This is a genomic window from bacterium, from assembly GCA_035307765.1.
Taxonomy (GTDB): domain Bacteria; phylum Sysuimicrobiota; class Sysuimicrobiia; order Sysuimicrobiales; family Segetimicrobiaceae; genus Segetimicrobium.
Map to the genome: position 1 here is coordinate 187,024 of DATGHU010000034.1, position 12,441 is coordinate 199,464.

Sequence of the window (12,441 nt, forward strand, 5' to 3'; positions counted from 1 at the left end):
CGCTATCCCTTGATCATCCGGATAATCTGGCCGCCGAAGAAGAGAATGACCGAGCCGATGATCACCCACAACGCGTTGCGAACGCCGTTGCGGTGATCGGCCACGATGAGCGCCCCGGCGACGAGGAGGGCAGCCGTGGCGTAGGCGAGCCCGAACGCGGCGCAATACAACTCCCGGGTCGGAGCAGGCGACGCCGTCCCCCCACAATCTCAGACACACATTCGCCACATCACGAGAATGGGTGCGAAACACGATAAGTTTGACAAGGAACTCCGCTTTACACCGCGGCGGAGATCGCCAAGATGACGCCCGCCCACGCCAGCAGCTTCGCCGACGCCGCCCTGCGCCCTGTATCTACCCGGCGAGACGAATGGTGACAGAAAATGAGCAGTCGGATATCGAAGAGCCATAAAGTCCAGTTCCTCCTAGCGGCCCAGAGGGCCGGCTTCATTGTGCTCCACAACTCCGTAGGGGTCTTTTCTCTGAGTGCAACGTTCGAGGCGCAGGTGCGGAGAAAAACGATCAGGTTCCTCGTCTATGGGGAGCAACATGAGATCCGGCGGCAAATTAAGCGGGCGTTGCGGCAATTTGATGCGCTCAACGATGAGGAATTTAGACGCGACTTCGAAGTCCCCTGCTGGTTTCTGTTCGGTGATTTTCCAGAGGTACTATTCGGACCCCGAGACATCGCGGGGTACATTCGCTTGTTGCTGAACGTGCGAAAAATACTTCACTACTGACACAATGGAGGTGGGATGAAAATGCACCGGGCCCTTCTGGTCGTCCTTGATACTGCAAGGCGTGATCGGGACACAGTGGAAACGGCGGTCGCGGAACAAATGGCGACGTTCGGTGGGGACGCTGAGAGCGGCGGCCTGTGGGACAGTTGGCAGATCGGAGGCCGGTGCACCGGCTACCTGTCCGGTTACCGTCCTTCACAAGACAAGCGGAACTACTCGCCGTGCGAATTCTGCGGCGGAAAGGGAACGCGCCCGCTCGGCGGGACGGCGCCAGAGCTAGACGCGTGGTATGCGGCGCGCGCCCTTGACTCCGGCGTGTTCCCGGTGATCGGTAAGGGCTGCAACGGGTGTCTGGGCACCGGCTGGAGATGGAACGACCTGTTGTGCCAGCCGCCGCACGACGGCGACATTATGCGACACGATGAGATTGATCTGGACGCGTTGCTCAGGCGTCGGCGGGCCGATGCCGCCGAGCTTCACCGGTGGTTGCGACGGGATCGGACCCTACGTCCGCGCGCCGAACGCGAGAAGATCCTCGCGATGACCGAAGCTGAGTACGTCGCGACCGTTCCGGCATTCTCGCCGTTCAAGGCCTTTCTCCGGTATAGACACTGGATTGAGCGAGAGCCGTTGGACATGGGCCTGAGCTGGTCGATTCGCACCGAGTGCGAGAGGGCTGTCCGGACAACGAGCCCGGCCTCTGTAACGCGAAGGATCGAGGCCGACACGACTATCATCATTTATGAGGACGCCGACGATTGGGCCCGGCAGTTCTATGAGCGGTTCGTCGAGCACCTGCCGGGGAGCACCCTGCTCGTGGTCGTGGACTTCCACGTGTAGCAGGCATGCGACGAAACTCAATAAGTGTGACAAGGAACTCCTCTTCTGCATCGCGGCGGAGATCGCTCGGATGAACGCGGCCCATGCCAGCAGCTTCGCCGACGCCGCCCTCGAATTCCGTAGAGCCGGGCTGAACGTGATCCCGGTGATCACCGGCGCGAAGCGGCCCCCTCGCGGCTTCCGGTGGCGGCGCTGGCAGAAGGACTGTCAGACAGGCCGCGACCTCGACCGCCTTCGCAGCAGATACCCCGACTACGGGACGGCTGTCATCCTCGGGGGACCTGGGGGACTCGTGGACCTCGACGTGGACGGCGAGGACGGCGAAATGCACCTGAACGACATCCGTCTACCGGTGCCGGAGACCGCAGAGTTCGCCTCGCCGCGCGGCCGTCACCGTCTGTACCGGTCTTCCGTCCGCCTCTCGCGCCAGATTGGCCTCCGGCCGAACCTCGATGTCCTCGGGGCCGGCTACGTCGTAGTCCCGCCGTCCCTCGGCAGGCGGTGGCTCCGACCGCTCAGTGATCTGAATGAACTGCCCGGGGAATGGCTCGAACTGTTGCGGACGCGTGTCCCTCCCCCCGTCGCTTCTCGCCCCGCACCCCCTAAGAAGCAAGTAACGAGAGAGGGGGGGTGTGGCGCCGCCGGGCGCAACTGGCTGGCGGATCTCTACCGGGACGCTGCTACGGTCCGGGCGGTGGCCGCCGTCCTGGGGATCCCGGGCGAGGTCGGCCGCGGCTTCCGCTGCATTCTCCCCGGGCACGGCGAGACGAGCCCCTCGGCATCGCTCGGCCTGAACAGCGTCGGCATCCCCGTCTACTACGACTGGCACGAGCGGGATGGCCTGAAGGTCCTGACGCTCCCCGAGGTCCGCGCGGCGCTCGCATACGGCGAGGTCCGCCAGCTCCGGGGACCAGGGTTGGCGACGTGGGGGCTGCGCTTGCTCGTGGAGGCAGGCGTCCTGCACCCGGTCCGCGTGGAGCCCCCGCCGCTGCCCGATTGGGAGCCACCCTACGTCCGCCAGGTATACGACGGCTTCCTGTTCCTTCTGGGCTGCAAGTGGCTGCACACGCCCGGGGCGCCGACGGCCTTCTCTTGGAGGTTCGCGGCAGCGTGGTGCGGCGTCCCCCAGAAGCAGGCGGGCGAGGCGATCCACCACCTGTGCTACGAGGGCTACATGCACATCGTGGACCCGGCGGGGCCGGTCACGCTGTTCCTGCCGGGGCCTCGCCATGCTGCCGCTACGCTTACGACCCATGTTTCGTAGAGGCTACCCGTGTACGAGACCATCGTCGACTCTCCCGTCCAGGGTCGCTGCAAGGTCCCCCCCACCGTGTGTGGTGAGCCCCAGGCATCAAAACTGCACCTGGACCAAGGCGGTTATTCGAAGGGAGGCGATGGAATGGCTGATGTGAATGTACTGGAGGCGCTTAGGGAGCGGGCGCGCACGGCAAGGGACGAAGTACGAAGCCTGATTGACGAGAATGTGATCAAGGCGACGCGCCGGTACCTACGCCAGCCTGTCTTCTTATCCACGAAGGAAGAGCGCGCGGTGGTCGCGGCGTACATTGCGCTCTGCCACGTGACACCAATTGGAGCGATCCGGTGGGCGCCCTACCTGGGAGTACACAACTCCGCGGGTACTGGCAAGAGCACCTTGGGCGAGGTCATGGCGTCGCTGACTGCCGGAACCGTTTCCGGTGGCCACACAGCAGCGTCAGTCTACCGGTGGCTGGACGAGAACGTCGGCCGTCTCTTCGTCGCGGACGAGGGTGAAAGGATACTGCGCGGCGCGCGCAGGGAGGGCTTCGAAGAGATCCTTCTCAACGGCAATAACATCAAGGGCACAATCAGGCGTGGTCGTCCCGGCCCAAAGGGTGCAGGCTGCGACACGTATCGGGTGTTCGGGCCGAAACTGATCGTCAGCATCCGCGGGGCTGAGGCGAGCACGGCTCTGGCGCGGCGGATCATCATAATCGAGATGAAGGAACCGCCGGTGGCGGAGTTCAGTTCGCTACGGATCCAGCGGCTGGAGCAGGAGTTGTGTAACGCGCTGGAGTCGTGGGCCAAGACGCACCGGGACGAGGTCCGCGACCGGTATCTATCTTACAGCCATAGTGCGACGTACGGATCGGGGTGGCAGTTCGCCAACCAATCGCAGCGGCAACTCTGGGCCGGGATGCTCGCCGTCGCGGAAGTCGCTGGTCTATTGGAACCCGTGGCGACTTATTGCCGCGCCCACGAACAGGCGGCCGAGAGGCGGATTGAGTCGCCGCTGGGAGACGCGCTGTTGGAGCTGTTCGACACGCTGCCCGCCGGTCAGTATCGGTACACGGACCTGAGCGAACGACTCCGGCAGCGCCATGGCGCGAGAGCTGATCGCTGGTCGGAGGAGAGGATCGGCAGGATCATCGCCAAACGGGAGCGCCACCCGCGCGTAGGCCCCGTCGAGAAGGACATGCGGAGTCGCTACGTGGTCCTGAGCGGGGCCCCCGTCACCCCCTCCCCGCAACCGTCCCAGCCGCCGGACATGGGGACGCTGATCGCGGCTACCGCGGCAGCCGTCGCGGCCGCCACACAGAGTGGAGCGCGCAAGCCGAGCGCACGCGGTTAGGCGGCATTGTCCCCATGCCGGTTATGCCGGTATGCCGGTAATTCAGGCACTATGGGCCGGTCCCGCCACCGCATCTGAACTTGAGAGCACAAGTCCAGGCAAGTCCGGGAGGCGAGCCGTGGTCGAAGGGGAGCTCGGGGGTTACCCTCGGGCCCCAGAGTCGGACTCGTCCTCGGAGATTCTCGGGGGCGTAGAGCCCATTGTAGAGCCGGTCTCGGGCGACCCCGCGAGGGGAGCTGGCGAGAGAGTCGCGTCAGCTCGGGCGGGTGGCGCGCGATGGGTCGCGCACCCTGCAACGAGGGCGGGCAGGGAGTGGACGCCCTACTGGGCGGACTGGTAGGACTGTGGGACAGGGCGCTGGCGCCGGATTCCGGGGTATAATAGTGGAGGACAGTGTCATCCGTGACAAGGTAGTCCTCGGTCGGTGAATCCTCGGTACAATCTCATACCCGATACTGCACTACACCGCGGCGACTTTGAGCTTCACGAGCTGGGCGTGGAGGACCTCCGCGGTCACTGGTCCCAAATCGGGGCTCGACGGAAGATCCCCCGTATTGTCGGTAGCGTGGTCGTGCTCGCAGCGAGGGTGCGGCGGTGCCTCGTCGGGAGCCCAGCTTCTCGGTGCAGAACTGTCGTATCTCGCACGGGCGAATCCTGGAGGCTTCGTGATGGATGGCGATCTTGTCACGGTTGTGGTAGTCGCTTACGTGGATGTGCCCGGATATGCCTCGTATATGCCCGGGGACGTGGCTGGCTTTGAGCCTAGTGTGGCCGAAGCGCTCATTCAGCAGCGCAAGGTTAGGCGGTTTCAGGGGGTGCCCCCGACAGCCCCCGCACCTTCGGCCAACACTCCGCCGGAGCAAGCGCCGAAGCTGCTGGTGGCCGGGCCGACTACTCTCGCGCCCTCAGCGGAAGCTGTACAACCGGTCGCCGCCAAGTCTTCCCAGCTCGCAATAGCCATAGCGTTTCTCCGCGAGGTCCTCGGTCGCAGGCCCAGGCCGGTCACAGAGGTGCAGACGCTCGCCAGGCAGCGCGGTATTTCTCGCGCGACCCTTTGGCGCGCCAAGCGGGCGTTATGGGTGCAGTCCGAGAAAATCGGGATGAAGGCGGGATGGGCCTGGGCGATCCGCGAGGGGACGCTCTGGGGGTGATCACCCTCGGGAATGGGGCGTGAATGGGGCGTGAATGGGGTGTTAATGGGGTGTTAATGGGGTGCGAAAGAGGCTGAAAACGTAAGTTTGCCCGGATGGGCGGAACCCCCGCTGATCTTCGGAACCTCATGGGATTCCAGGGTTTGCGCGAAGGTGATCGAGGTGCGCGGGGAGGGAAAAGACCCGAAGATTGGTGTAAGTGGGGGGGAGCACCCAGCCGCCCGACCCCTTCCACGCACGCACGACCCCACCGATGAGCATGTAGCAGGGCGACGCAGTCGACGAAGGGTGCTGGAACTTGTGCTTAATGGTAACCACCCATTTACCACCGGCGCTGACAGAACCTGGGACCGCGGCGTTGACGCCTGTGCTTTGGCTCGAGGGCGTGCAACGTCAGGGCGGCGAGGGCAACCTCGGGGACCAGGGTTCAGATGCCACCTCGGACAACCTCGGCCGAATAGAGATAGGTAGAGTCTGCCCCGGTCGATCGTCAGACCCTTGCTCCAGAGAGGCACGTCGGTCGGGACTGGCGACAGTGCATGATCCGAATACATCGGTGCGGCCTCGTGGAAGTGCGAGCCGACCCTCCCTCTCGCGGCGTCCGGTAGGTCCCGATCGTTGGCCTTCCTTATGGACAGAGGGTACCACCGACGACCTCGTTTTCCCGAGGGGTGGGAGGTTGCACTCAATTTACACTTGTCCGGCGCTATGCAGGATGCAACGGGGTGCATTCCTGTTCTACCTTCTGAGGGGCCGAAACCTTTGGAAGATAGGGCGTCTAGCAGCGCCGTGCAGTCGGATGTAGCCGGGTTCTTGGTGGAGGCGGCGGGAATCGAAACATCGACCTTTGGTCTGCCGTCTAGTAAAAACCGCATCTCGCTGTCAGCCTTTGTTCACAGGTGTTTGCGAAGTTTCATCGATCCTGCGTTCCCCTGCCCCACTCTGTCTAGTTTCGGGTACTTGGGACACAGGTTTTGGCACAGGTTGAAACGCGTCGGGGGGCCCGTTTCCTCGGCGCGGCCTCGCGGGGGGCCTAGCTACTCGATAAGAGGGGAAGGAAGGTCTGAGACCCTTTGGGCTCTCCGGGACTCATATCACCGACGATATCTCATCCTTTCCAGGATCCGTAGCGCCGGGGCCACCGATCCCCCCGTGGCGACCGGCGGAGAAAATCCTCCGCGCCACAGCCCCTATCCCAGCGATTACCACAATAGCAACGAGCCAGCGGATCCATGGGCGGGTCGCCGTGGGGCCGGCAGCCACGAACACACCCGGCAGGTCTGAGGGGGCAAAAACCTCCATGCCCTCCGATACCTGAGTCGCCCCCAGCGGGCTCCACCCCGATCCGGAGAACCGGAGGAGCGCCGTTGCGCTGATTGGATAGCGCAAGACGACCGTCACAGGCTTGGCGAGCTCGATCACCGCCTTGGAGTTCGCATAGCGCAGGTCAATGCGATAGGCGTTCCCGTCGAAATTCAGTTGCGACGGCGGTGGGGCGAACGTGAAAGGGTCCACCGGGGTGATTTTCACAATCACGGAGGATTCGCCGTGATGTGGGACGACGCCGTTCTGAGGAAAGATCACTGTGGCCTGGGCGTCATCGGTCGACACCTCCCCCTCCACCGACCCGAATTGGTTCAACGCGAGCGCCCCGGCTCCCGTCGCCGGAGCGTGATTTCCCTCTCGAAGAGAGGGCGGGGGGTGGAGCCAGTTATACGGGGGCAGTGGTGCGATCCCATCGTAGAGCAAGCGGATCGGACCTGACCCCCAGGCAGACACCGTCGCGGCGACATAGAGCAGCACGGTCAGGCCCCCCCACACAAGCCAGAGCCGTGAGCTCTCGTTGAGCTCGACCCCGGACCCCGCTCCTTTCACCATGGTTGTCTGAAGAGAGTTTTCTCCATCGTGGTGACCCCGGAGCCACCATCTGTGCGGAGATCCCTGGCCCGATCTCGGATCACGGCCCGGCAGGGACGAAGATCCCCAGGCTGTCTGTGTCCGCCAGCACCTGCTGGCTCCCGGCGAACCGCGTCGTGGGGAGAGCTTTCCACCCGCTCCCGACTGATTGGAGCAGCATAGTGCTATGCACGGCGTAGCGGAGCACCACTGTCGCAGGACCGGCGAGCGTAGCCGGCATCGCCGATGCCGCGTAGGTCGCCTCGATGCGGTAGGTGCTGAGGGAGTTGATTGTCCCCGGTGCGATTTGCCGGAGGATGGACCCAGCGGTATGGAGGAAGGGGCGCCAACCCATCGTACAGCAACCGAGAAAAGAACGACCACGAGCTGGTCACCGCCGCAAGATACAGGAGTGCCGCAACAATACCCCAAGCGAGGGGGCGAGTCCTCACGGTACCTGGTGGTGCGCACTCACGACCTCTTCATCGCTCCTGACGGCCATGACTGCGTCGTGCTTGGCAGCTCGCTCAGCCGCACGCGCTGCGGCCGAGCGGCAAGCGCCCCACGTCGCATTGGCATCAGCTCATCTGGAGGAGATTGGCCGCGGCATGCGTGACGGCTGAGGCGGACCACGTACCGGCCGCCCAGCGCTGCCAGCCGAACAACACCCCTGCCGCGAGATCAATCGGCAGGGCTCGCACCCCGTAGACCGGCACGTGCACGATCGCGAAGGCCATGGCACTCCCCCCCACGGCGAGCCATGCCCCCCATCGAATCAGCCAGCCATACACGAACCGCCGGAAAAAGAGTTCCTCGGCCGCAGCGGCGAGCAGACTTGCCCCCACAGCCAAGGTGGTGACGGGCGCAGGCGCCACGGCCACGCGCAGCCACCGGCCGATGGCGAACGCGGTGATGCCCATTCCGACGGCGACCAGCCAGCGCGTCCCTCGCGGCCGTTCAACCTCATCGCGCCGCAGGGGGGCGAGCGCCCCGACTGCCCCTACCGCGCCTGTCACCAGCACCGCGCTGAACGACCCCGGCGGCCGAACGGCCAGAGCCACGCAGCCGCAGACCGCCAACAGCGCCGCCCCCCATTCTCCCGGGCGCGCCCCTCCCACGCTCAGCGAACCGTAAATGTTACCGATCGAATCACGCGCGGATTAAACGGGAAGTGGTCTTGTGCCACGAACTCCGCCGTGAGCAGGTGCGGGCCTTTGACCACAGCGATGTCCTGCTCGAGCCCGTAGGCCATTGACACGACCCTCCCATCGACGAGCAGATGGACGTGCCCACGATCAGGTCGCAAGTGGGTGGAGACCTGGGGGGTGATCTGCGCCCCCTCTAGCCGGAGCCGGACGTGGAGGGTGGTGCCTGAGATCGTGGCCCCGGGCTCCGGCCACACGATGGCGAGAGTGGCGCTTGAGCGCGGGCGGATCTGGGGTGCTGGCGGGGCGGCCGCTTGCGGGCGCGCACTGCATCCGATGATCGCAAGCGAGATGAGAATGAGGCCTGCATGCCCCATCAGGTTATGCATCGGTAGAGGATTCGCTCCCAGCGGAGTCCCCTCCCGTCATCTCGACGTTCCGGACTGGCTGCCGTCATGAGCTAATTCCTTCCATGGGCCGCCTGCGCCTCACGGCGTTGCTGCACGCGTTCCTCACGCCCGAGGAACCACGCGATCAGGATCAGCAATGGGATGACATACATCATCTGCCCCATCACCCACATCAGGCTGCCACCCAGCTTTTGGTCTTGAAGAGCGCTCAGGCCCCAGAGGTGCGGGACGACCGTGTAAGGCCAGTAGAAGACTCGGTCCGAAAACGCCAGCGCGAGGCCGAGCAAGAAGTTGACAACTTCGGTACCAAACAGCATCGTGATGCGAACCCCCAGGTCCGCCTGAACGAGCGTCGGCGCCGGTGAGACGATGACGCCCCAGAACACGAGACCGACCGCGACGAAACTGGCGTGCTCGGCCGCATGGATCCACGGCGCCTCGAGCGTCGCAATGTACGCCGCGGGGGAGTGCCAGAGCAGCAGCACCCCATTGTAGAGCACGAAGGCCGGGACAGGCGACCACAGCGCCCGGTAGGCGTGCCACAGCGAAGGTCGACGATGGAGCCACCCAACGACCCCCGACGGCACGCCCAACACGAGTAACGGGGGGGCGACCATCATCAAGAGCATGTGCTGGACCATGTGGAGCGTAAACGAGTACGGGGCTCCAGTGTGAACCGGGGAGAGCAGGGCGACAACGAGCGTGGAGAAACCGGCCCAGAAGTACAGCTGTTGCCGGCGCCCGACGCGGAACCGGTGTAGCACCCAGAGGTACGCCGCCGCGGTCAGCCACAAACCGGCGACGCTTGTGGGGTTCCAATCCCAATCTGTGAGCCGTAGCGTGACGACCATCGATGGTGAGCCGAGTCCCGCCCTCCAGTATAGTAGCAGAAAGACGCGTCGGCGGTCGCGTTCCGAAGATCGTCCGAGAAATGTTGCCCATTTCGACGGCAACCTCCTCGAGTGCGTCTCGACCCGCTCACGACCACCTCGGCCGGATGAACGACCTCTAAGGCTCTGGATTCGTAGAGGTGCGTGTCGCGTCTGTCAGCATCTGGACCACGAAGAGGCCGATGACCAACACGTGCACGGCCGTGCACCACAGGCAGATGCTTCCGATCACCACCAGTTCGGTGTAGAGAAGCCGCAGCACCGCTGCGGCACCGATCACCGCCCAGCCGATCCCGCCCCAACGTAGCCACGGGGGCTCCGCGGCTCCGTGACGCACTAGCGACAGGATCGCGAGCGTGGCGGCGACGGCGAACCAGATCATGCCCCAGAGTGCCACGGGGATCCCGTTCCAGACGGCTTGAGGGCTCGTCAGCACGCGCTCGCAGTTCACGGCGCCCGAACTCGAGCAGACAAGAGACACGGCCGTGTCGTAGTGTAGGGCGCTGAGGTACGCGGCGATCCCAAGCCCGATCAGGCTCGCGGCGAGACGGACGCGGTCCCAGGCCTGGAGGGACACCCGATCAGTTCCCGGTGTGGGGCAGCACCTGCGCGGCGTCGCGCACCCCCGCACTCTGACACACGGAGGCCGGCGCCTTTCCGTCGACGGCACAGATCGCGGCGGTGATCTCGTTCGCGAAGCTGAGAATCGCCCGAGCCGCGGTGGTCGTGCCTACAGGGAGGGATGCTGCAATGGCGTGCCAATCCATTCCCTGCAACACGGATGGCGAAAAGGGCGATCCCGTCAGAAGATATCGGCCGCCGATGATCAGGAACGGGATGCTCCCCGAGGAGTCGTAGTGGCTGAACAGCGCTGCCTGCGTATCGGTGAGGTGCTGCAGCGGTGGATATCGCCCGGAGGCGTCCTGGATATTGCCCTGCAGTTCCGCGGTCTGCAGCAGAAGGTATGGGCTTTCGTATCGTTGTCGCAGCAAGGTGAGGGTCGGCGTGCGTGGGAAGACGTCGGTTGCGGACGATGTCGAGAGCGCCAGCCCGGTAAACGTGCCGAATCGATCGAGCGTCGCGACGAGCGGCCACCGCATGACGGCACAGTAGGGACAGTACTCGGCGCCGACGTAGAGCACGACGGGCGTCACGTTACCCGACGGCGGCGTCCCCACAAGCATCAGGCGAGCCGCCCCGTCCGCTCCCACCCGATCCCACGTAGGCTCGGGGATGGCGGCCAGGTTGCGCGCGATATCCGCCGGTAGTGGCGTGCCTTCGGCCGCGGCCAAGGCTAGCCGCGAGGCGCTTTGCCGTTGGCGCTGATGGACGATACCCCCGACGATGACCAACGCAACCGCCACGCCGAGGGCCGGGAGCGTCCACACTAGGGATGGTCGTCGACCATGCGGTGCGGGTCGGCGCATCTCCGGACCCGCACCAGTCTTGATCTTTCGACGCGGTCCCTGCGGCATAGGACTCCTCTCCAGCGTGGCCTGTTCTCACGTCTGCGGGGGGGCGAGAATCTTCAGGTCCGTCATCAGCGCCTTCGGCGTGAAGTCCGCGGACAGGAAAACTCGAATTTGCCCCCTTGGATCGATGACGTACGCGAGGGCGGTGTGTGTGATGTTGCCGATGGTCGCCGCCACCGCACCGGCCTCAGGATCCAGTCCCCTCGTTCCGATATAGTATTGCGCCCAGATCGGGCGGAGTTGTGCGGGCGACCCTGTGAGATACTCTAGTTCCCCCCGTACGTGGTGCGCTGCAAGGAAGGCCCGAACCGCAGGGCCGGTGTCTCCCCGGGGATCCACACTGACCGCGATGAACGCCACGTGCCGTGCCAGAATCCCCAATTGCGCGTAAGTGCGGTGCAGTTTCTCGGCGATCAGCGGGCAAACATCTGGGCAATGGGTGTAGAGAAAGGTCAGGACAACCACCTTTCCCCGAAAACCCGCGAGAGACACTTCCCGTCCGTCTTGATCTCGCAGGCGAAACCCGAAGGCTGATATTGGAGGCGTGAGCACGCTCCCGACAAGGGGGGTTGGGGGTTGAGGTAGCAAGCGTTTGAAGGTCGCGAGCCCACCGACGGTCGCCGCCATCAAGGTGACTAATACTATTCCCACCCAACGTCGTGAACCCCGGATCGGCATGCGAGGGCCCCCAGAAGCGCGGCGCTTTTCCCGTTCATCCGTGTTGATCACCCCGTTTCACCATGCCCCCCCCGGAGTCATTCGGTCCCACCAAAATGATTGTATCATCCGGATACCTCTGGACAATGGTCCGGAAATAGTAGTCCTCACATCCCGGCCGACTTAGCCGAGCGAGGTCTTGCCAACGTCGTCACTGGCCCGAGCACTACCGGAAAACCGACATTCCGGAAGCTTACATCAAAACGGAGGACTCTATTGTGCGCGCGAGAAAATGTATCGAATCTCTGTGATCACCCGACGATCAAGAAGGTAAACGTCTGAGCGTGCGCGACCGGACGCTACCCGACAAGGGGGCCCGAGGGAAAAAACGCTCAACAATCCGTGAAGGTCAGTGATCGGATCACACGTGGATCGAAAATGATCTTGTGCGACGAACTCGGCAGTGAGCAGATGTCCCCCCTTTGGCGACAGAGATGGCTTGATCGAGCCGTATGCCATTGAAACCACTTGCCTATCGATGAGCAAATGGACGTCCCCTCTGTCAGGTCTCAGACGCGTGGAGTTCTGGGCGGTGATCTGCGCATATAGCTCGAAGCCGGACGTGGCGC

The 12,441-nt window shown here is 64.2% G+C and carries 13 protein-coding genes; 4 read left to right on the plus strand and 9 right to left on the minus strand.

Features of this window, described 5'->3' with window-relative positions:
• Nucleotides 1-2 precede the first annotated feature (2 nt).
• Nucleotides 3-170 carry a hypothetical protein gene (locus VKV57_11810; protein HLW60593.1) on the minus strand — a complete coding sequence of 56 codons (168 nt, stop codon included), beginning with the start codon at nt 168-170 and terminating at the stop codon, nt 3-5.
• 591 nt (nt 171-761) lie between these two features.
• Here VKV57_11810 and VKV57_11815 point away from each other — a divergent pair.
• The 4 genes from VKV57_11815 (at nt 762) to VKV57_11830 (ending at nt 5,342) form a co-directional block, all read left to right on the plus strand.
• Nucleotides 762-1,580 (plus strand): hypothetical protein, encoded by an 819-nt coding sequence (locus VKV57_11815; GenBank protein ID HLW60594.1) that lies wholly within the window; start codon nt 762-764, stop codon nt 1,578-1,580.
• A 70-nt stretch (nt 1,581-1,650) separates the two neighbouring features.
• The gene (locus VKV57_11820) at nt 1,651-2,844 is read left to right on the plus strand and encodes a bifunctional DNA primase/polymerase (GenBank protein HLW60595.1); all 1,194 of its coding nucleotides are present in this window, start codon (nt 1,651-1,653) and stop codon (nt 2,842-2,844) included.
• Nucleotides 2,845-2,979: 135 nt separating this feature from the next.
• A complete protein-coding gene (locus VKV57_11825; protein HLW60596.1) occupies nt 2,980-4,191 on the plus strand; it encodes a hypothetical protein in 1,212 nt (403 codons plus the stop codon).
• 668 nt (nt 4,192-4,859) lie between these two features.
• Entirely contained in the window at nt 4,860-5,342 is a 483-nt protein-coding gene (locus VKV57_11830) for a hypothetical protein (GenBank protein HLW60597.1), read from the plus strand.
• 1,089 nt (nt 5,343-6,431) lie between these two features.
• On the opposite strand, the gene VKV57_11835 is transcribed toward VKV57_11830, so the two are convergent.
• The 8 genes from VKV57_11835 to VKV57_11870 all read right to left on the minus strand — a co-directional run bounded on the left by VKV57_11835 (nt 6,432) and on the right by VKV57_11870 (nt 11,833).
• The gene (locus tag VKV57_11835; protein HLW60598.1) at nt 6,432-6,953 is read right to left on the minus strand and encodes a hypothetical protein; all 522 of its coding nucleotides are present in this window, start codon (nt 6,951-6,953) and stop codon (nt 6,432-6,434) included.
• Between the two features lie 346 nt (nt 6,954-7,299).
• Nucleotides 7,300-7,593, minus strand: coding sequence for a hypothetical protein (locus VKV57_11840; protein ID HLW60599.1), 294 nt, complete (start codon nt 7,591-7,593; stop codon nt 7,300-7,302).
• Between the two features lie 223 nt (nt 7,594-7,816).
• On the minus strand, nt 7,817-8,356 hold the full coding sequence (locus tag VKV57_11845) for a CPBP family intramembrane glutamic endopeptidase (GenBank protein ID HLW60600.1): 540 nt from the start codon (nt 8,354-8,356) through the stop codon (nt 7,817-7,819).
• A gap of 2 nt (nt 8,357-8,358) precedes the next feature.
• Complete coding sequence (locus tag VKV57_11850) at nt 8,359-8,772, minus strand: hypothetical protein (protein HLW60601.1); 414 nt, start codon at nt 8,770-8,772, stop codon at nt 8,359-8,361.
• Nucleotides 8,773-8,843: 71 nt separating this feature from the next.
• Nucleotides 8,844-9,644 carry a cytochrome c oxidase assembly protein gene (locus VKV57_11855; GenBank protein ID HLW60602.1) on the minus strand — a complete coding sequence of 267 codons (801 nt, stop codon included), beginning with the start codon at nt 9,642-9,644 and terminating at the stop codon, nt 8,844-8,846.
• Nucleotides 9,645-9,801: 157 nt separating this feature from the next.
• A complete protein-coding gene (locus VKV57_11860) occupies nt 9,802-10,260 on the minus strand; it encodes a vitamin K epoxide reductase family protein (protein ID HLW60603.1) in 459 nt (152 codons plus the stop codon).
• A 4-nt stretch (nt 10,261-10,264) separates the two neighbouring features.
• Nucleotides 10,265-11,071 carry a DUF929 family protein gene (locus tag VKV57_11865; GenBank protein ID HLW60604.1) on the minus strand — a complete coding sequence of 269 codons (807 nt, stop codon included), beginning with the start codon at nt 11,069-11,071 and terminating at the stop codon, nt 10,265-10,267.
• 114 nt (nt 11,072-11,185) lie between these two features.
• Nucleotides 11,186-11,833, minus strand: a complete 648-nt coding sequence (locus VKV57_11870) for an SCO family protein (protein ID HLW60605.1) — start codon at nt 11,831-11,833, stop codon at nt 11,186-11,188.
• Between the last annotated feature and the right edge of the window lie 608 nt (nt 11,834-12,441).